Origin of the sequence: Corynebacterium sp. Marseille-P4321 (genome assembly GCF_903645305.1) — a bacterium.
Taxonomy (GTDB): Bacteria; Actinomycetota; Actinomycetes; order Mycobacteriales; family Mycobacteriaceae; genus Corynebacterium.
The window spans coordinates 336,983-357,262 of sequence record NZ_CAHJXO010000001.1; the positions used below are offsets into that span (position 1 = coordinate 336,983).

Annotated in this window: 17 protein-coding genes; 6 read left to right on the forward strand and 11 right to left on the reverse strand. The window is 64.0% G+C overall.

Features of this window, described 5'->3' with window-relative positions:
* Window positions 1–464 precede the first annotated feature (464 nt).
* The 5 genes from HWX32_RS01295 to HWX32_RS01315 are packed head-to-tail and all read right to left on the reverse strand — an operon-like array spanning window position 465 to window position 5,467.
* Window positions 465–2,000 carry a phosphatidylserine/phosphatidylglycerophosphate/cardiolipin synthase family protein gene (locus tag HWX32_RS01295; RefSeq protein ID WP_175934422.1) on the reverse strand — a complete coding sequence of 512 codons (1,536 nt, stop codon included), beginning with the start codon at window positions 1,998–2,000 and terminating at the stop codon, window positions 465–467.
* Window positions 2,001–2,006: 6 nt separating this feature from the next.
* On the reverse strand, window positions 2,007–2,786 hold the full coding sequence (locus HWX32_RS01300; protein ID WP_175934423.1) for an exodeoxyribonuclease III: 780 nt from the start codon (window positions 2,784–2,786) through the stop codon (window positions 2,007–2,009).
* Window positions 2,787–2,796: 10 nt separating this feature from the next.
* Window positions 2,797–3,759 carry a GNAT family N-acetyltransferase gene (locus HWX32_RS01305; protein WP_175934424.1) on the reverse strand — a complete coding sequence of 321 codons (963 nt, stop codon included), beginning with the start codon at window positions 3,757–3,759 and terminating at the stop codon, window positions 2,797–2,799.
* 27 nt (window positions 3,760–3,786) lie between these two features.
* Window positions 3,787–4,842 (reverse strand): hypothetical protein, encoded by a 1,056-nt coding sequence (locus tag HWX32_RS01310; protein ID WP_175934425.1) that lies wholly within the window; start codon window positions 4,840–4,842, stop codon window positions 3,787–3,789.
* Between the two features lie 46 nt (window positions 4,843–4,888).
* Window positions 4,889–5,467, reverse strand: coding sequence for a peptide deformylase (locus HWX32_RS01315; protein WP_075469240.1), 579 nt, complete (start codon window positions 5,465–5,467; stop codon window positions 4,889–4,891).
* Between the two features lie 15 nt (window positions 5,468–5,482).
* On the opposite strand from HWX32_RS01315, the gene HWX32_RS01320 reads away from it, so the two are divergent.
* The 6 genes from HWX32_RS01320 to HWX32_RS01345 all read left to right on the forward strand — a co-directional run bounded on the left by HWX32_RS01320 (window position 5,483) and on the right by HWX32_RS01345 (window position 13,737).
* Window positions 5,483–5,698: a DUF3263 domain-containing protein gene (locus HWX32_RS01320; RefSeq protein WP_075469239.1), complete on the forward strand. Its 216-nt coding sequence runs from the start codon at window positions 5,483–5,485 to the stop codon at window positions 5,696–5,698.
* A gap of 451 nt (window positions 5,699–6,149) precedes the next feature.
* Window positions 6,150–7,292 carry a LytR C-terminal domain-containing protein gene (locus HWX32_RS01325; protein WP_175934426.1) on the forward strand — a complete coding sequence of 381 codons (1,143 nt, stop codon included), beginning with the start codon at window positions 6,150–6,152 and terminating at the stop codon, window positions 7,290–7,292.
* A gap of 208 nt (window positions 7,293–7,500) precedes the next feature.
* Window positions 7,501–9,594, forward strand: coding sequence for a hydantoinase/oxoprolinase family protein (locus HWX32_RS01330; RefSeq protein ID WP_175934427.1), 2,094 nt, complete (start codon window positions 7,501–7,503; stop codon window positions 9,592–9,594).
* Window positions 9,587–11,239, forward strand: a complete 1,653-nt coding sequence (locus tag HWX32_RS01335) for a hydantoinase B/oxoprolinase family protein (RefSeq protein ID WP_175934428.1) — start codon at window positions 9,587–9,589, stop codon at window positions 11,237–11,239. Before HWX32_RS01330 ends, HWX32_RS01335 begins: the two co-directional genes overlap by 8 nt.
* A gap of 20 nt (window positions 11,240–11,259) precedes the next feature.
* A complete protein-coding gene (locus HWX32_RS01340; protein ID WP_217702880.1) occupies window positions 11,260–12,573 on the forward strand; it encodes a cytosine permease in 1,314 nt (437 codons plus the stop codon).
* A gap of 24 nt (window positions 12,574–12,597) precedes the next feature.
* Window positions 12,598–13,737: a glutamate--cysteine ligase gene (locus HWX32_RS01345; protein WP_175934429.1), complete on the forward strand. Its 1,140-nt coding sequence runs from the start codon at window positions 12,598–12,600 to the stop codon at window positions 13,735–13,737.
* Here HWX32_RS01345 and HWX32_RS01350 read toward each other — a convergent pair.
* From HWX32_RS01350 to HWX32_RS01375, 6 genes are read right to left on the reverse strand one after another with little or no spacing between them, the layout of a single operon-like run.
* Entirely contained in the window at window positions 13,734–14,162 is a 429-nt protein-coding gene (locus HWX32_RS01350; RefSeq protein ID WP_175934430.1) for a monovalent cation/H(+) antiporter subunit G, read from the reverse strand. The two genes, HWX32_RS01345 and HWX32_RS01350, sit on opposite strands and share 4 nt — an antisense overlap.
* Window positions 14,159–14,437, reverse strand: coding sequence for a monovalent cation/H+ antiporter complex subunit F (locus HWX32_RS01355; protein WP_075469232.1), 279 nt, complete (start codon window positions 14,435–14,437; stop codon window positions 14,159–14,161). The genes HWX32_RS01350 and HWX32_RS01355 overlap by 4 nt, the downstream gene beginning before the upstream one ends.
* A 4-nt stretch (window positions 14,438–14,441) precedes the next feature.
* Window positions 14,442–14,954, reverse strand: coding sequence for a Na+/H+ antiporter subunit E (locus HWX32_RS01360; protein WP_175934431.1), 513 nt, complete (start codon window positions 14,952–14,954; stop codon window positions 14,442–14,444).
* Window positions 14,954–16,762, reverse strand: coding sequence for a Na+/H+ antiporter subunit D (locus tag HWX32_RS01365; RefSeq protein ID WP_175934432.1), 1,809 nt, complete (start codon window positions 16,760–16,762; stop codon window positions 14,954–14,956). The genes HWX32_RS01360 and HWX32_RS01365 overlap by 1 nt, the downstream gene beginning before the upstream one ends.
* A complete protein-coding gene (locus HWX32_RS01370) occupies window positions 16,752–17,240 on the reverse strand; it encodes a Na(+)/H(+) antiporter subunit C (protein WP_075469229.1) in 489 nt (162 codons plus the stop codon). Before HWX32_RS01370 ends, HWX32_RS01365 begins: the two co-directional genes overlap by 11 nt.
* Window positions 17,241–20,252: a Na+/H+ antiporter subunit A gene (locus HWX32_RS01375; protein WP_175934433.1), complete on the reverse strand. Its 3,012-nt coding sequence runs from the start codon at window positions 20,250–20,252 to the stop codon at window positions 17,241–17,243. It abuts the gene before it with no gap.
* Between the last annotated feature and the right edge of the window lie 28 nt (window positions 20,253–20,280).

Here is a 20,280-nt window from a genome sequence, read left to right on the forward strand (position 1 = left end):
GTACCGGGTGTTTGTAGCCACGGTGGTCAGCTGTGGCACACGGCTGGGGTGGCTCGTGTCGACGTCATTCTCCTGTAGATGTCAGTCCAGCGGTGTCCGGACAAAGTTAACAACCACTTGACACAAAGCGGATCTGTCCAGATGCGACCTAAAACCCCAGGAAGCGGACAATGTTGGTCAAATTTGTCCCGTGATGTCGGACAGAAAATACGAGATCTGTCCATGAGGCTGTATTTTCCCAGGTGCCGGACAAAGTTAACGATGTTTGTCCATTCGCGCGGGCTGACGGGCCGGGGCAGGCTGCTGTCCCGCCAAACTCAGCTAGAAGGACAGGCAACTTCGCCGAAAAACGATGAAGTTGCGATTCCAACTAGCTGAGTTCTCTGCCGACAGGCCTTCGCGGGCGGGGTAAGACCGGCCGGGGCAGGCGGTGCCAGGCGCCCCAGCCGCGGTGGCCGGGCCGCCTACTGCAGCGCCGAGGTCAGCTTCATCACGTTGTCCACGTAGCGGCGGTACCAGGGCCGCTTCTCCCACTCGGTCAAGGTGAGCTGGTGGGAGACGGCAAGGTAGTACTCCGACAGGTCCTCGAGCGCGGGCAGCAATGAGCCCCCGGCGACGAAGAGGGACGACTCGTAGTTCAGGGAGAACGAGCGGATATCCATGTTGGACGAGCCGACGACGCCGACGGCTCCGGGGGTTCCGGCGTCGGCGAGCGCGAACTTCGAGTGCAGCACAAACGGGGCGGGGAACTCCCAGATGTGAACGCCGGCGCGTAACAGCTGCTCATAGTAGGAGGACTGTGCGTGCTGCACCATGAACTGGTCCGCCTTTTCACCGACGAGGAGGTCGACGCGGACGCCGCGGTAGCAGGCGGATGTGATGGCCTCGAGAAGCGAGTCCTCCGGCACGAAGTACGGGGAGCACAACACCAACGATTCCTTCGCGTGGTGGACCATGGCGTTGAACATGCGCAGGTTCGGCTCGGTGGTGTAACCGGGGCCGGAGGGGACGAGCTGGAGGAGGTTCACGTCGGAGGGGGCCGCCCCGGCAGCTGCGCCCGGAGCCGCGCCAGCTATGCCAGCCCCGCCAGCGCCCGCCGTGACCACACCCGGCACGACCTTCTGCGGCGCGTGCAGCTTGATCACCTCGCCGGATTCGGTGTACCAATCCACGGAGAACATCGACTCCACCGAGGTGACGATGGGGCCGCTCAGCTCCACGAAGGTGTCCACCCATTCGCGGCCAGCGCGGACGTGGCCGGGCATGAGGTAGCCGCGGTCGATGAGGTTGAACGAGCCCAAGAACGCGACCTCGGAGTCGATGATCACCAGTTTGCGGTGGTTGCGCAGGTCGGGGCGACGCCACCTCCCGTGCAGGGGGTCGAGCGGCAGCATGAGGTGCCAGTCCACGCCAATGTCGGTCAGGCGCCGCTTCAGCCGCCGGAACCCGGGGTATTTCTGCGAGCCGATGTGGTCGAACAAAAGCCGCACATGCACCCCTCGAGCCACGGCCCGCTCGATGGCTTGGAAGACCACGTGGGTCGTTTCGTCCCAGGCTACGGCGTAGATTTCGATGTGTACGTGGGACACGGAGGCGTCGATAAGCTCTGCGATCCTGCGCATCGTTTTGTGGTAATCCGTCCACATGTACGGCACGCGGCCGTAGACGGCGGGGAAGCCGGTCAGCTCACGGTTGAGGTGCACGAGCGAGGCGACTTCTTCGCCGAGTTCGCTGTCGGAGGGGTAGTCCTCGACGGCGTGGTGGACGTTTTCTACCTCCCGGTTTGCCTCCTGTTGGATGCGGTGGCGGCGCCGCGACACCACGGTCGAGCCCATCAGCAGGTAAAGCGGCAGCCCCACGACAGGCAGCAGCAGGATGAGCAGCAGCCAGGCGTTGGCGGATGATGGTTTGCGGTTGCCCGGCACGATGCCGATCATGATGAATTTGATCGTGTAGTCCACGATCAGGCCGATGAGCTGCCAGGTGGAAAGGTCCGTCATCGGCGCCTATCTCACCTGGTCGAGGCTGAGCGCGTGCGTGTCGTAGTCCGCCACCACCGGCGCGTGGTCGGATGCGCCTTTGCCGGTGCGTTCGTCGACGTCCACCCAGGCGTTTTGGAGCACATTGCTTATCGACGCCGTAGCCAGCTGAAAATCAATCAACATCCCCTCGTTCTTTTGAAAGCGCATGGCCTTGTAGTCCCAGAACGAGTAGGGGTTGTCGTGCGTGACTTCCGTCAGTCCGGCCTCGATGAGCATTTGGAAAGCGGCGCGTTCGGGTTCCGTGACGTGCGTTTTGCCCTCGAACCAGGCGATGTCCCACACGTCTTTGTCGCGGGGTGCCACGTTGAAGTCGCCCATGTACAGCTCGGGCGCGGCCGGGTTGACCTGGTCGGCGAGCGACCAGAGGAACTGCAGCTTGTAGTCGTAGTGCGGGTCGCCGATTTCGCGGCCGTTGGGTACGTACAAGCTCCAGATGTCTACCCCGCCGCAGGTCGCGCCGACCGCGCGGGCCTCGCGGGCGTCGTTGAACTCGGGCTGGCGTTCGAAGTGGTCGCGGACGTTGTCCAGGCCCACGCGCGAGGCGATGGCCACGCCGTTCCACTGGTTGGTGCCCACGTGCGCCACTTCGTAGCCTGCGGCTTCGAAGGTGGCGTAGGGGAACTTCGCGTCCGCGGTTTTGGTTTCCTGCATCGCCAGCACGTCCACGTCGTGACGCTCAAGGAACGCGGCGACGCGTTCGGCGCGCGTGCGCACGGAGTTGACGTTCCAGGTGGCAATTCGCATGCGTAACACCCTAACGCAAGCGGGCGTAGCGGTGGCGGTGGTGTTCGATGAACCCGGTTTTCGCGTACAGCCCCAGCGCCGCGGTGTTGGTCGCCCTGACCTGCAGGTACGCCTGGTCGGCGCCCTGTTGCTCGCCCCAGTGCTGCACGGCGCGTGTCAGTCTCGTGCCCAAGCCTTGGCGGCGGTACTCGGGTGCAACCTCCACCGCCGAGTACCCCAGCCAGCGTCGCCCGTCGTCGGATTCGGTGACGGTGGCGCGGGTGACGGCGACGGTGCGGGAGTCGCAGATAAGCCTGGCGAACCCGATGCGGCCGTCAATCTTTCGCGCCAGGTCCCGCACCGCGCCCTCGGGCAGCGCCTGGCCGCGGTAGTGGTACATGGCGAGCCACTCGTCGTCTGGCGCGTCGTCGATGCGCACCTGCGGGTCGGCGCTGCCTGCGAGCGGGCACGTCATCACCACGATCTCCTCGCCCAGTTCCCACGCGTCCGGCTGCGCCTGCACGAGCTTCAGCGCTGGCTTGCCGATGCGCTCCGGGATGCACAGCTGCACCGGCATGTCGCGCTCGCGGTAAAACTCCACGATGGCATCAAGGGGCACATTGCTTAACGACGCCCCGTGCCCCACCGGAGTCGCCGAATTCGAACGCTCGGCAATTTCTGCCCCGGCGCGGGCAAGCCAGCCGTCGATAAGCAATTGCTCCTGGCCGGGAAACGCGCGGGCTGTCGCCGCCTCAACGGCGCGGATGTCGGAATTGCGGACAGTTCGCGGGGACAGCTTCTTGATGATGTGCACCTCATCCACCACCACCTCCGCCTCATCCGACGGGAACCCGCCGACCTTTTGCGGGCGGATGGTCAGCGGCTCGAGCGCGGTGACGTGGCCGATGATGTCGCTGGCCAGCTCGCCGCGGCGCTGGCGCACCACCACGCGGTCGCCGACGGCGACGGCGTCAGAGCGGAAAATCCGCGACACGGTGACTCAGGGCCTCCGGCGCTTCCGCTACGCCGGGCGGCGCATGAGCACCAGGCCCGCCAGGGTAGCCAGCGCGCCAAGCACGATGAGGCTGAGCATCGGGGAGCCGGTCTCGGCGAGGTCGTCGTCGCGCTCATCGTCGTCGTCCCACGTGGACGTGGTGGTCGGCGTGGTGGACGTGGACGAGTAGGTGCTGGACGTCGTCGGTGTCGTGGTGGTGGAAGCCGAGGTGCGGCGGTTCTCCATGATCGACGTCGGCGCCGTGGTGGTCTCCGACGTTGTCGAGGAGGTGGTGGTCTCGCCGGTGGTGGTCGTGGTGGCGGTGTTGGACTCCGTGTTGGTTTCCGTGCCGTTCGTGGTGGTCTCCGTTTCGGTGGTGGTCTCGCCCGTCATGCGCTCGGCGGTGTAGCGCACGCTCGTCGGTGCAGGTGCGGCCGGTGCAGCCGGCGCGGGCGCTGCCGGGGTTAGCGCGGCCGCGGGTTCCGTCGGCTTCGTGGCGGTGGTGGCCGGTGCGGCTGCGGCGGTGCCTGCCGCGGAAGCAGCAGCGGTACCAGCGCCAGCGCCTTCCACGCCCGCGACACCATCCACGCCCGGCAGCCCGTAGACAATGTTCTTGCCCTCGGCGGAGCGCTCCACCGCGTCAACGGCCACAACATCCAAAAGCCCGCCGAGCACGCGTACGGCCTCCGGGACGTACACCGTCTCGTCGGCAGGCAAAAGCTCCACGCGCAGCTCGCGCACCTCGGCGCGCTCCTCGCGGATCGTCTCGCGCGCCTCGTCGAACTCTGCAGCCTGCGCCTTCGTCAGCTTGCCGTCCAGGTCGCGGGCGTCCTCGCGCAGCTCCGCCAGCTCGTCCTCGGCATCAATGAGCGCCAAACGCCACTCATCCAACACGTCGCGCACAGCGTCCTCGTTATCCTCAGCCTTCTTCAGGGCTTTGAGGGAGTCTGCGTGCAACACGGAGACGTCGATAAGCAATTGCTCAATCGGCGCAGGCGCAGAAACCGTGGTGGTCGCGGCAATTGCTGGCGACGCCGCCGCGAGCGTCAGCGCGGCAGCGACGGTGAGAGCGGGCAAACGCATGGGGTCCTCCGGAGGCTAAAGACAGATAAAAGCCACTATAGCCTGCCTACTCGTCGTGACCGAAGGGATCTTCATCCGTCCCCGGAAGCCATGTGTTGCCCGCGGTGTTCCAACCCTCGTCGCGCACCGCGCGCTTCGCCTCCTTCTTGTACCGGCCCGTGAGCACATCCGTGTAGACGTAACCGTCCAAGTGACCCGTCTCGTGCTGCAGGCAGCGAGCGAAGAAACCGGTGCCTTCCACCTCAATCTCGTTGCCGTTCTCGTCCAGGCCAGTCACCTTCGCCCAGTCCGCGCGGCCCGTCGGCCAGCCGTACCCCGGCACCGACAGGCAGCCCTCCTCATCCGAGCCGTCATCCGCCGGCATCGTCTTCGGGATCTCACTGGTCTCCAGCACCGGATTAATCACCGTGCCACGACGCATCGTGTCGCCGTCCGGGCAGTGGTAGACGAACAGGCGCAGCGGCACACCAATCTGGTTCGCGGCCAGGCCAACGCCGTTCGCCGCGTCCATGGTCTCGTGCATATCCGCGATGAGCTCCTGCAGCTCCTCAACCGGCTGAGTGACTTCCTTCGTGGGCTCGTGCAGAACAGGGTCGCCATAGATAACGATGGGTCGGATTGTCATGCCAATATATTAAGCATGCTTACCGACGACGACCTCTTGGTACTCCGCTTCGCCGCCCGCGCACCCCGCTCCATCGGCGCGCGCGAAGACCTGGTGCGCTCTGAGCTGGGGATCACGCCGGTGCGCTACTACCAACGGTTGAACGTGCTTTTGGACTCGCCCGATGCGCTCGCCGCCGAGCCCCAGCTGGTGCGCAGATTGCAAAGGCTTCGCGACGGGGGCTCCTTCTAGCCTTTTCGGTTTGGTTCTGGGGGTGCTGGCAGGCGGGGCATCGTCGCTAAGCCTTGTCCTTGTGTTCGTGCCGGGGGTTGAGCCGCGGGGCTTGCGCCACGGATGAGAGCAGGCTCTTGTAGACGCCAGCTCGTCGCGCCTGACAAAGTGGACCAGATCTGTCCGGTGCGCGCGGACAAAGTTGACGCGATCTGTCCAACCGGGGTGTATTTCCCCTGGTGCCGGACACAGGTGACAAGATCTGTCCGGCGGCGGGGGTCTCTGGAATCTACAGCTGGGGCCTACAGGCGCAAGCGTGGAGTCCGGCACGCCGAGTCCACCGGGTTCAGGTACTTAACTCGGCCTGGCTAACTCCTCATTTGTCTCCAGTGCCGTTTCCAGCCATTCCGACGACCGTCCATCGGTGTGTTGCAGCGCAGCGTAAGTGGCACGTGTGGTTAGAGTTTCGTTTGTGACTAGCAAATACAATGGCAACGACCCTCGAGACCCCCGCGACATCGCGAACGGCCACCCGGGCGAAGACTTCTACCCGGAGACTGAATACATCGACGCCGAGTACGAAGATGCCGAGTTCCAGGACGCTGAGTACCCGGACACCGAGTACCCGGACGCTGAGTACCCGGACACCGAGTACATCGACGCGGATTACGACGATGCCCGCTACGGCGACGCGCGCTACGACGACGTCGAGTACGTCGAGACCGAGTACCTGGAAGACCCCGCCGACCAGGTCGCACCCGCGGCAGCTGCTGGAACGGCCGCGACAGCGGGGGAGTACCGCGGTGCGCACCGTCGCCGCGATGAGAATGCCGACGATCGCGACGACTACGCGGCGGCCGGTGCTGGCTCGACCGCCGTCGCCAGCGGTGGCGTTCCGAAGCGCGGCCTCGCGATGATCCTCATCGCCGTCGCTGCACTGCTCCTGCTCTGGGGCATCTGGGCAATGACGCAGAACAGCAACACTGGCGACGACGCCGCCCCGGCCCAGAACCAGGACCCTGCACCGGCAGGCCAGCAGGATCCGAACGCGGCGCCGGCCGACGGGCAGCCGAACCCGAACGATCCAGCCAATCCGAATGGCCAGAACGACCCGGCAAATCCCAACGACCCGGCTAGCCCGAACGGGCAGAACGACCCGAACAACCAGGGCAAGCAGGACGACCCGAACAACCCGACGAACCCCAACGACCCGGCTAACCCGAACGGGCAGGATGACCCCGCGAACCCGGCCGCACCTGCACCGGCGCCGGGCCAGGGGCTCACCGCGCAGAACGCGCAGGTCTACGTGTACAACAACTCTGGCGTGCCGGACCTGGCGGGCGACACCGCGAACCGCCTGCAGGGCCAGTTCAACGTGGTCAACGAAGCGAACGACGGCTCGATGAACATGCCTGAGCAGCAGTACGGCATCTTCCCGGAAACCTACGTCTTCTTCGATCCGCGCGTGGCGGGCGCTGAGCAGGTTGCGGCGGACATCGCAGGTCGTGTCGGCGGTACCGCCCGCGCGATCGGCGACATCCCGGAGGGCGCGGTCGGCCTTCCGCAGGAGGCGGCTGGTAACCGCAACGCGATCACAGTCGTGATGGCAGGCTAGCCCCCAGGCTGAAGCCCGGCCGAACCCCAGGCTGAAAGCCCGGGCGAACTCAAGCCCGAATACTGAAGCTCCACCCTGCACCCGCCGGGTGGAGCTTTTTAGCGCGATAGATCCTAGCGCTATGAAAATTATTCGCGTAAAAGATAATTTTCATCCGGGGAGCCGTTATCCTTGCTCTCTAAAGTAAAAGCTGAAGCTAGGGGAAGTTATGTCGAAGCACCGATCGGTCCGGATCGCTACAGATGTGGGCGGCACCTTCACGGATCTCGTCGCTTTTTATACGGACCCGGATTCTGGTGAGCAAACGGCGATCACCGCGAAGTCCGACACCACGCCGCCGAACTTCGAGCAGGGTGTGCTCCGCGTGATTGAGAAGGCCGGGGTGGACCTCGGCGACGTTTCGACGCTGGCGCACGGCACCACGGTGGTCATCAACGCGCTCACCGAGCGCAAAGGTGCAAAAACAGCGCTGATTACGACGGAAGGCTTCCGCGACGTGCTGGAGATCGCCCGCGGCAACCGCCCGGATTTCTTCAACCTGCACTACCGCAAGCCGCAGCCGTTCGTTCCCCGGAAATTCCGCTTCGAGGTGCCCGGCAGGCTCACTCCCGACGGGGAAGAACGCATCCCTCTTGACGTGAGCCGGATCCCCGAGATTGCACAGGCGCTTCGCGACGGCGGAATCGAGGCCGTGGCTGTGTGCCTTTTGCACTCGTACGCAAACCCGGAGCACGAGATCGCGGTGGTAGACGCGCTGCGCGAGGCGTGGCCGGAAGGCACGATTGTGGCGTCGCACCAGATCACGCGCCAGTGGCGGGAGTACGAGCGCTCGTCGACAGCGGTGCTCTCGGCGTTCGTGCAGCCGACGGCGGAGAAGTACCTCACCAAACTGGAGGACGGGCTTGCGTCGGCAGGCTTTGACGGCAGTTTGTATGTCATGCAGTCCAACGGAGGCGTGGACAAGGTTTCGCACACCAAGCAGATCCCGATCACCATGGTGGAATCGGGGCCGGCCAGTGGCTTCCTCGGCGCCGCTGCGCTGGGACAGCTGGTCGGGGAACCAAACGTGCTCGCGCTTGACATCGGTGGCACGACCGCGAAGTGCTCGCTCATTGAAGATGGCCTGGTCAAGGTGATGACGGACTACTGGATCGAGCGCTCCCGCACCTCAGCGGGCTACCCGATCATGGTGCCGGTGATTGATCTCGTGGAGATCGGTAACGGCGGCGGGTCGATCGGCTGGGTCGACGACTTTGGCAAGCTTCACGTCGGGCCGCAGTCCGCGGGTTCCACCCCGGGGCCAGCCGCGTATGGCAAAAGCGGCAAGGATGCCACCACCACCGACGCCAACCTCGCCCTCGGGCGGATCAATGCGGAGTATTTCGTCGGTGGAGAGGTAGAGGCGGATCTCGCAAGCGTCGATAAGGCGCTTGCTTCCCTTGCTGCCCAGCTTGAGATGAGCAACGACGATGTCGCCCGCGGCATTGTCCGCATCGCGAACAACAACATGATTAATGCGCTGAAGCTTGTTTCGCTCAACCGCGGCCACGACCCGCGCGATTTCACACTCGTGGCGTTTGGTGGCGGCGGTGCGATGCACGCGTGCGATCTCGCCGCTGAGCTGGGCATGAAGAAGGTGATCGTGCCGAATGCCGCGGAGGTGTTCAGCGCGTGGGGCATGCTGATGGGCGACCTGCGCCGCGACCTGTTCCTCACGCGCCTGCTGCCCCTGATCAGCGAGAACATGGGTGCGATTGAGCAGCTCATCGCCGATTCGGAAGCGCAGATGCGCAATGAGTTCGAGGCGGACGATGTCGCTGGCGAGGCGGTGTCGTTCAAGCGCTTCGCCGAACTGCGCTACGTCAATCAGGAGCACTCCGTCGAGGTGGAGCTGCCGAGTGAGGTCGGTTCAAGCACGCTGGAGCAGCTGCTTGAGCACTTCCACGCTGAGTACGAGCGCGAGTACACGTACCGGCTCGACGCTCCCGTGGAGTTCGTGGGCCTGCACCTGATCGCGATGGCGGATGTGGGCAAGCTCGAGCCGCAGCGCCTCGACCGCACTGGTGCCACGATAAAGGAGGCGCGCAAAGCCAGCCGTGAGGTGGACTTCCTCGAGCATGGTGTGCATGAGGCGCAGATTATCGACGGGCAAAAGCTGGAACCCGGCATGGAATTTGTCGGACCAGCGATCGTGGAATACCGCGGAACTACCGCAGTGATCCCGCCCCGCAACGACACCATCGTCGACGACTACGGCAACCTCCACATCACGATCAACGCGAAGGAGCGCAACGGTGACTAGGACCGATCCCTTCACTCTGGAGATCATTCAGAGCAGTCTGCAGGCAATCGCCGACGAGATGTTCGCGGCGATGAAGAAGACAGCGATGAGCCCGATCATTTACGAGGTGCTCGACATGGGTACCGGAATTACGGACGGGCGCGGCCAGCTGGCGTCGTCAGGCGCAGGCATTCCGGCGTTCATCGGCGTGCTGGATAAAGCAGTCATGCGCATCCTGGAGCTCAACGACGCAGAAACGATGCGCCCGGGGGACATCTTTGTCACGAACGACCCGTTCTACGGCGGCGTGACCCACCTCAACGACGTGGTGCTCGCCATGCCGGTCTTCGCCGACGACCGTCTCGTCGCCTGGACCGCGAACATCGCGCACTGGCCGGACCTGTCGGGCATGATGCCGGGCGGTGTCTCGGCGGAGGCGACTGAGATCTTCCAGGAGGGTATCAGGCTGCCTGCAGTGAAGCTTTTCGACGCTGGCCAGCCGATTGAGCCGCTCATGCGTGTCATCGAGGTTAATTCACGGCTTTCCGAGACGCTGCTGGGTGACCTGTGGGCGGCAGTGGCCGCGGTGCGCATCGGTGCCAAACGTCTCCAGGCGCTCGCCGGGAAGTACGGCGTGGATACTTTCGAAACCGCATTGGACGAGTTCATGGAGCACGGCGAGCGCGTGGCCCGCAGAGGTCTCGCCGAGCTGCCGCACGGCCGTTTCGAGCTGTCGGAGGAGCAGGACAGCGGCGAGACGTACAACGTGGTCGTGGAGATCACCGAGGACAAGTTCGTCGTCGACCTGCGCGACAATCCCGCTCAAGACAACGGCCCGAACAACTGCAACCGCGACGGGTGCATGGTTTCCGCCCAGATGATGTTCAAGTCGCTCACCGACCCGTACGGTCCGGCGAACGCCGGTAGCTTCCGGCCAATCGAGCTGCTTACCACCCCGGGCACTGTGTTCGACGCGGAGGAGCCCGCGGCATTCTCCATCTACTACGAGGTGGAGATCCGCCTGTTCGACCTCATCTGGCGCTGCCTGGCCCCGGAGTTAGGCGGCCAGCTGCCCGCCGGCCACTTCGCCAGTATCTGCGGCACATTCATCGGTGGTACGCACCCGGACACGGGCAAGCACTTCACCATCGTTGAACCGCAGGTCGGCGGCTGGGGTGGAAGTAAAGAGGGCGACGGCAACTCCGCTCTGTTCTCCGGCTTCCACGGGGAGACCTACAACTGCCCGGCTGAGATCGCGGAGCTGCGCTACGGCCTGTACGTCAACCAGCTGCGGCTTAACGACGAACTTGGCGGGGAAGGAAAATTCAGGGGAGGGCGCGGCATCGTGCTGGACTACGAAGTGAGGAACGACAACTGCTTCGTCACAGCTGCGTACACCCGCGCTCACCATACGCCCTGGCCGCTGGAAGGCGGCCGCGACGGTTCCGGTAACGCCGTTGAGATCATTCGGGCCGATGGGACGAGCGAAAGGCGCTCGGTCGTTTCGAACGAGATTGTCAACGAAGGCGATGTAATCCGGATCCGCACCGCAAATGGCGCAGGCTACGGCGACCCCGCGGAACGCTCCGCGGAGGCAGTAGCGGATGACGTTGCGAACGGGCTGATTTCAGCCGCGGACGCAGCCGAGATTTATCAATACCCCTGATTGAATTTTCCTAAGGACCCATGATGACCCAGAAGGACGCAACAACCGCCTTCTCTACTGACAATCCGCTCGACCCTGTGCCGCTGGGAAAGCGGCAGCACTGGCTCACCCCAGCCATCATTTTCGGTGGCCTTGAATTCACCATTCCGGTGCTTATGGTCGGTGCCACCCTCGCGTCTTCTTTCAGCCTCGGCGCGGTGGCGCTCATCGTCATCCTCACCATGTTGCTCATCCAGTGGCCCGGCAACGCGGTGAGCGGCTACGTCGGCGCGAAAACCGGCTTGCCATCGACGGTGCTGGCGAACAACAGCTTCGGCGAAGCCCAGGCCAAACTCGTCGCGGCCGGGACCATCTTCTTATCCTCCCTCGGTTGGTGGGCGTTGCAGACGGCGGTCGCGGGTAACGCGATCAGCGCGATGTTCGGCATCGACCCGGAGACCCAGTGGGGCACGTGGGCATTGATTACCGCGGTTGCGGGCATCACGTTCGCGATCCCGTCGATTATCGGCTACTCCAGCATGAAGTGGACCGATTACATCGCGGTGCCCGCTGGCTTGCTACTTATCGCCGCGGGAATCTACTTCGCGCTGCAAAACACCGGCTGGGAGCAGATCCGCGATTGGGATCCTGAGCCGAGCATGTCTCTCATTGCCGCGATCAGCCTGGTGGTCGGCGTGAACGCGTCCCAGTGGGTTATCAGCACCGACTACACCCGCTACGCGCAACCCTCGTGGAAGGACAACATCCTCATCCCCTGGGGCATCCTCTCCGTGGGTATCCCGCTGTTCATCGTCGGCGCGTTCATGGCGGTCGGCGTGGGTGAGGCGGACATCGTTGCGGTGATGGTGGAGCTCGGCTTCCCGTTTTGGGGCTTCCTCATCCTCTGGCTCGCCACGTGGACGAGCCAGCTGGTGAACAACTACTCAATGGGCCTTGCGCTGTCGAATCTTGTCAACGTGGATACCAGCCGCGGCCGCCAGTGGCTCACTCTGGCCGGAACGCTGGTAGGCCTGTTGCTGGCCATTGGTGGCATCCTGGACTACTTCATGGACTTCCTCTACTTCACCTCGCTGGTCTACCCGGCGATTGCAGCGGTAGTGATGGTGGACTTCTTTGTCATTCGCAAGCAGCAGTGGGTGTCCATCCCCGGCTGGAACTGGGTGGCCACTGCCTCCACCATGGTGGGGATCGCGGTGGGGTACTACACGCAGTACACGAACCCGATGGGTATTCCGGCTCTGCAGTCGCTGGCAGCGGCAGGGATTGTTTACTATCTCGGCATGGTGCTCCAGGCAAAGACTCGACCCGGTAAATTCAGTGCTACTACCAATTAATACAAGGCAACAGGTTTTTAGAACATGGCAAGTGCCAACTCGTACAAAGAATTCAACCGGTCGGCTAAGCCCACCTTGGGCGTCGAATGGGAGCTGGGTCTTCTAGACACGCATTCCCGCGACTTGGTGCCGCACGCCGCGAAGATCATCGACGAGATGCAAAAGCGCTACCCGGATACGCATCTGGAGCGCGAGTTCCTGCAGAACACCGTGGAGCTGGTTACGCCCGTGTGCAAGAACGCGGGCGAGGCGGTGGCGAACCTCAAGGACAGCTTGTACAAGCTGAAGGAGGTCACGGACGATGCGGGTCTGACGCTGTGGAGCTCCGGCGGCCACCCGTTTTCGGATTACCGCGAGCAGCCGCTCACCCCGAAGATCACGTATCAGGAGATCTTCGACCGCACGCAGTTCTGGGGCCAGCAGATGCTGCTGTGGGGTGTGCACTGCCACGTGGGTATCAGCCACGAGGATAAGGTCTGGCCGATCATCAACGCGGTGATGACAAACTACATGCACATCCTCGCCGTCTCCGCCTCCAGCCCGGGGTGGAACGGCCTGGATACGGGCTACGCCTCGAACCGCACGATGATGTACCAGCAGCTGCCCACGGCGGGTATGCCGTACCACTTCGATACGTGGGACGAGTGGGTGTCGTTCATGTCCGACCAGGAGAAGGCGGATGTGATCAGCCAGTTCGGCTACATGCACTTCGATGTACGCCCAGCCGCGAAGTGGGGCACGATCGAGGTGCGTATCGCGGATTCCCCGTCGAATTTGCGTGAGCTCGCGGCGATTGTCGCGTTCACACACTGCCTCATCGTCCACTACGACAGGATGCTGGAGGCCGGGGAGGAGCTGCCCGATCTCCAGCCTTGGTACAACGCGGACAACAAGTGGCGCGGCGCGCGCTTCGGCCTTGAGGGCTGCGTGATCGTCGATAGGGAGGGGGATCAGAGGTGGATTGCAGATGAGGTGCGGGAGCTCGTCGATAAGCTCATGCCCGTTGCGGCTGACTTAGAGTGTGTCGAGGAGCTCAAGCTTATCGACGAAATCCTGGACAACGGCGCCGGATACCAGCGCCAACGCAACATCTACACCCGCACCGGCGACTGGGTGAAGGTGGTTGACGCCACCGCCGCGGAGCTGTGGGAGATGAACCCCTAGAGCGTGGGGCGGTCCACCTCTTCCGCGTTGCGGGGATTCACGCGGCGGGGGTGGTAGTTGGCGGGGCGCTCATTGACCGTGAGCTGCTCCTCGCCGCCGTAGAGGCCCTCGCGGCGCGCGATGCGGCCCAGGCGCTGAGCGGTGACCGGGTTGGTCATCAGCGCGAACACCACGAGCAGCAGCATCATGCCGATGTCGCCCTTTTCGTGCGGGCCGAAGTCGTCTGCGGTGGTAACGCGGATGATGGTGCCAGTGATCATGAGCACCAGGCCGGTGGTCTGCGGCTTCGTAATGGCGTGCACGCGTGCGAGCGTGGAGTTGAAGCGCACTGTGCCCACCGCGGCGGAGAACACCATGAACGCGCCGGGCAGGATGAACAAAAGTGAAACGATGTCTGCGAGCAGCGACCAGTTGATGCTTGTCATAGGGAACCGTCCCTCTTCCTAAAGCGTGCGACGGACAGGGAGGCGATGAAGCCGAGCAGCGCGATGACAATCATCACGTTGACCACCGTGGTGTCCAAACTCCAGCAGATGTACAGGGCAAGTGCGCACTGCAGGGAGGCGGTGATCGCGTCGTTGCCCAGCACCCGGTCCATGGAGTCCGGGCCGACGAACACTCGCCAGGCCAGCATGAAGAACCCGGCGATGAGCAGCACCGCGGCGATGGCGAGGAAGAAGTTGTACAGGGTGGGGTCCATGGGGTCAGCTCCTCGTCTCGAAGATGTCGATCATCTGGCGCTCCAGCTTCGCCACGTTCGCAATCTCGTTTTCAATGGCTTCCTTGCTGCTGGCGTCTAGCACGTGGATGGTCCATTCGCGGTTGGCCAGGTCGATGTCGGTCACCGACCCGCCCGGCTGCAAGTTGTACGCGCAGGTGGCGAGGTATAACACCAGCTCGTTCGACACGCGCATGGGCACCTGCAGGATCGCGTTTTTGGGCTGCTCCTGGGGGCGCAACGCGATCCAGGCCACCTTCGCCGACGCCACCAAAAGGTCCCAGGTCCATTCGCCGACGAACATGATCAGCTTGTTCCAGCGGATCTTGTACTCAGAGCGGGGCACCTGCGGCAGCGGCAACGCCAGCACGATGAGCACGGCAAGCCCGAGCCCAGCGAAGAAGTTGCCCCAGGACACCTCGCCCATGAGCAAGATCCACATGAACGTCAGCCACGCCACGAACCAGGGGCGGAAGCGGTTTTTCAGGCCTTGCAGCATTACTCTTCACCGCCCTCATCTTGCTCGTCCACCTCGTTCGATTCCGCGTCCACGGGCGCGGGCACCCGCTCGGTGGTCACACCGGTGGTGATCACTTCGCTGGAGCGCACCGAGTCGCGCCTGTCCAGCGCGTCGTGGCCGCCGCCGGTGTCGGCCTCGCTGGTGAAGGAGTCCGGGTCGCGGGTGGGGTTCTCCCAGTTATCGCCCAACACCGCGGTGCGGTAGATGGACAGGTCTTGTGCCGACTGGGCCGCGCGGTCCGTGATGTTCGAAATCGGGCCAGCGAGGAACGTGATCGAGGTGGACACCACGACCAGCAGCGCGGTGGAGAAGAACATGCCGGCGGGCACGCGGCCCACGTCGGTGCGCTCGTGCACGGCGACAGTCTCGCCGCGGTCCGCCAGGGTGGACGGACGCGCGAGCGCCACGTCGCCCTCGGGTGCGTCGGCACGGTCGCGCAGGAAGGCCTTGGACCACACGTTCATCAGGGCGTACAGGGTAAGCAGCGAGGTGATCACCGCGCCGGCGATGAGCACCCACGCCAGCCAGGAGCCGTCCTTGGCACCCGCCTGGATGAGCATCACCTTGCCCAAAAAGCCCGAAAATGGCGGGATGCCGCCCAGGTTCAGCGCAGGGATGAAGTACAACAGCGCGATCAAAGGCGCGGTGTACATCAGCGAGCCCAGTCTGCGCAGCTGCGCGGAGCCGGCCTGGCGCTCAACAAGGCCCACCACGAGGAACAGGGAGGTCTGCACCAGAATGTGGTGCACCGCGTAGAAGATGGCGCCGGAAAGCCCGGTCACAGAGCCCAGCGCGATGCCGAAGATCATGTACCCGATGTGGGACACCAGGGTAAACGACATGAGGCGTTTGATGTCGTTTTGGGCCAGTGCGCCCATCACGCCGATGATCATGGTTAAAAGCGCCACCCACATGAACAGAGTGTCCAGCGAGCCGTCGGTGAACACGGTGGAGCGCACGCGGATAATCGCGTACACGCCCACCTTGGTCAAAAGGCCCGCGAACACGGCTGTTACCAGCGAGGCGGCGGTGGGGTAGGAGTCCGGCAGCCAAGCGTCGAGCGGGAACACCGCCGCCTTGATGCCGAAGGCAACCACCAAGGTGGCGAAGATGGCGGCGCGGGTGCCGTCGGGCACCTCCTCCATGCGCAGCCCTGCCTGCGCCATGTTCACCGTGCCCACGGAGGCGTACACCAACGCGAGGGCGAACAGGAAGATCATGGACGACGCCATGGAGACCATCACGTAGCCAATGCCGGCGCGCACGCGCTGCGGGGAGGCACCCAGGGTGAGCAGCACGTAGGAGGCGACGAGGAACACCTCGAAGCCGACGTAGAGGTTGAACAGGTCGCCCGCCAAAAACGACAGATTCACGCCCATGGAAAGCAGCATGTAGACGGGGAGGAAGACGGCCACCGGGTCGTCCTCGTCGCCGTCGCGAAGCCCCTGCGAAATGCCGTACCACTGCACGGCGAACAGCACGATGGAGGAGACGAACAGCATAATGGTGGACAGCCGGTCCGCCACCAAGGTGATGCCAATCGGCGCTTCCCAGCCGCCCATCTCCACGGTTTGAATGCCGTGGATGTCCACGATGATGATCATCGCGCCGGAGATCACCGCCAGCACCGCAAGCGTGCCGAGCGCGATGGTGCGCTGCAGGTTCACGTGCCGGCCGGTGAGCAGGATGAGAGCGGCGGCGATGGCGGGCAGCAGGATCGGCATGACCGTCAGGTACGGCATCGCAGGCAAGGCCCAGGATGCGAATTCCATGAGGCTATCGCGCATCGTCGGCCTCCTTCACGGGTTTCTCGAAGGGGGTGGGCCCGAAGTTATCGCCGCTCACCGACGCCTTGCCGGAGATGTCGTCGGAACGGTCGTGGTCCGGCGCGGCGGTCGGATTCGAGCGTCGCGTGGCAATTGCGCGGTCCTCCTCGTCGCGTTCGATCACGTCGTCAGTGCGGTAGCGGTACTGCCTGTAGGCGAGCGCGAGCATGAACGCCGTCATGGCCATGGAGATCACGATCGCGGTGAGGATCATCGCCTGCGCCAGCGGGTCCGACATGGCATCGGCGGCCTCTGATTCGCGCTCCAGAATCGGCGGCGAGCCCGCCTGGCCCCCGGATTGGAGGATGAGCAGGTTGGCGCCGTTGCCGATGAGCACCACGCCCAAGATCATCCGGGTCATCGCCCGGTCGAGCATGAGGTACACGCCACACGCGATGAGCACGCCGGAGCCAATGAGCAAAAACAGGTTGGCGTCCACTTACTCGCTCCTTTCTTGGGGGCTATTGCTTATCGACGCTTCCGTGTCTCCCCCCACCACCGAAGACCCAGTGTTTGCCACTGCAACACGTTTGTCGAAGCGGTCTCTGCGCGTCTGCGCCTGCTGGCGGCGACGCTGCTCGTTCTTGGCCTGCAGCTCGCGCGCGCGGTCGCGGGCGCGCTCCTTGCGGGTGTCCTCTTCGCGGTCGAGGTACGCGCCCATGGAGGTGAGCACGTGCATGATCAGCCCCACCACGATGAGGTACACGCCCGCGTCGAATACCAGCGCCGACGGGATGTCGAACTCGCCGATGAGCGGCAGCGTGACCGTGGCGTAATCGCTCATCAGCGGCGGGTACCCGAAGAACATGGGGAACACCGCGGCTATCGAGGCGACCACGATGCCGGTGCCCAGAATCTTTGCCGGGTCGATCGGCAGCGTCTCCTGAATCTCGCGGCGCCCGCCCGCGAGGTAGCGCAGCGTGAGCGCGAGCGCCGCCACCAGGCCGCCGGCGAACCCGCCGCCCGGGGCGTTGTGGCCGGAGAAGAAGAAGAACATGGACAAAAGCATCATGGACGGGAACAGGATGCGGGTGGCCACATTGACCATGATGGAACGGTTCTGCGCCGTCTCCGACTGCACGCCCGAAGCCAGCCACCGCGGCTTCGTGGTCTGTAGCGTCGGGCGGCGCGAGGTTCGCCCGAAGCGGCCGGTGCCGAAGATCAGGCTAGCCACACCGGTAGCCGCGATCACCAGCACGATCGACTCGCCGAAAGTATCGGCGGCACGCAGGTCCACCAGCAGCACGTTGACGGTGTTGCGGCCGTGGCCGATCTCGTACGCCAGGTCCGGCATCTGCTCCGAGATCGGCCGCGCTGTACGTGCCGACATCGCAGACATCGCCACCGTCACCACCGACACACCGGTGCCGATGGCCAGCCACGCGCGCAGGCGGTTGTCCTCGTTACGCGGCTCCACCTCCGTGGGCATCTTGCGCAGCACCAGCATGAACACCACCATCACGATGGTTTCCACCAGCGCCTGGGTCAACGCCAAATCCGGCGCGCCGTGCAGCGCGAAGATCATGGCCAGGCAGTATCCGGTCAGACCCACCATCACCACTGCGGAGAGACGGTTGCGCTGGATCGTGGCGAAGAACGCCATGCCCACCATGATGATCACGATGAGCCCCTGCCACACGTTGTCCCACACAATCATGTGGATCGTGGAGTTCTCGCCCAAAACCAGGTACGCCAGCGGCACCACCATGAGCACCGCGAAAATCACGGCCAAGTTGATCACCAGAGAACCGCGCTGCGTCGACGCCGTCAAGCGAAGCGACAGGGTGCGCAAGGTTTTCAAGATGTTGTCCCAGAGCTCGTTCGCGTCGCCAAGCGCAGGGCGATCGAACTGCGCCTTGCGCACCAGATCGCGCTGCCAGTGCATAATGCTGCCCGCAGCGACGATGACCACGGTGAGGATGAGCGGCACCGTAATGCCGTGCCACAGCTCAAGCTCGGAAGACTCCACGTCCGGGAAGCGCACCGCCAGGTGCAGGTTGATCGCCTCGGACAGCCAGCGCGGCATCACGCCGAAGAACAGCGTGCCCACCGTGAGCACCGCCGGCGAGAGCCACAGTGTGGGACCCACGTGGTGCATCTCGCGCACCGCCTCGCTCATCTCGCCGTCGTGCTCGCGCTTCGTGGCGAACGCGCCGAAGACGAAGTACAGCGAGTACGCCATGGTGAGAATCGAACCGACCACCAGCACCACAAGCGTGATGTTGCCTGGCATGCCCGTGAGCAACTCCTCGTGCAGCACCGCATCCAGCGCGGTTTCCTTCGCCACAAAACCGAACAGGGGAGGGATACCGGCCATGGACGCAGCGGAGATCGTCGCTAAGCATGCAAGCAATGGCTGTTTGCGGCCCAACCCCGACAGCTCGTGGATGTCGCGCGTGCCGGTGGCGTGGTCGATCGCGCCGACGATCATGAACAACGCCGCCTTGAACAGCGAGTGCGCGAACGTAATGGCCAGGCCCGCCATCATCGCCTCACGCGACCCGATGCCGATCACCGTGGTGATGAAGCCCAGCTGGCTCACCGTGCCGTACGCCAAAATCAGCTTCAGGTCGCGCTGCTTGAGCGCCATCCAGCCGCCCAGCAGCATCGTGAACCCGCCGGTGGACAGCACCACCAAGTGCCACGTGTTCACCGCCGACATATCCGGCGCGAGGCGCGCGACCAGGTAAATGCCGGCCTTCACCATCGCCGCTGAGTGCAGGTACGCCGACACCGGCGTCGGAGCCGCCATCGCACCCGGCAGCCAGAAGTGCCACGGCGCCTGCGCCGACTTCGTCAGCGCGCCCAGCATGATCAGCACGATCGCCGCCGAGATCGCCGGCGTGGCCTCAATATCCACCACCTGCGAAATCTCAGACAGCTTCCAAATACCCGCCTGGAAGCCAAGCAGGTTAATACCCACCAGCATCGCAAGACCACCGAATGTGGTGACCATCAACGCCTGCATCGCCGAGCGCCTCGACGACGCCCGCTCCCCGTAGTACGACACCAACAAGTACGACAGCACCGAGGTGAGCTCCCAGAATACATACATCAGCAGGAAGTTATCCGCGATGACCAGGCCGTACATCACGGTGGCGAACATGGTCAGCTCACACGCGAACTTCGCCAACCTGCGCGGGTTCGAGTCGAAATACCCCCAGCAATAAAACAGCACCAGCGCGCCCACACCCAAGATGATCAGGCTGAACAACCCGGCCAGCGCGTCGAGACGGAACTCCAAATTCAAGTTCACCGAGGGCATCCACACATACGTGGCGACAATCTCCCCGCCCGTACGGAACACCCCCCGCTGGAACAGCGAGACGATCCAGATAAACCCGGCGAGAGGCACCAGCGCCAACAGCGCGAACCCGGCGCGGCCGACCGTCCGGAGCAGCACAGGTGCGATAAGCGTGGCGGCGACGAGTGCGATCAGCAGCGTCAGCACAGTCTGCAGCCCTCCTTCATGCGTAGGC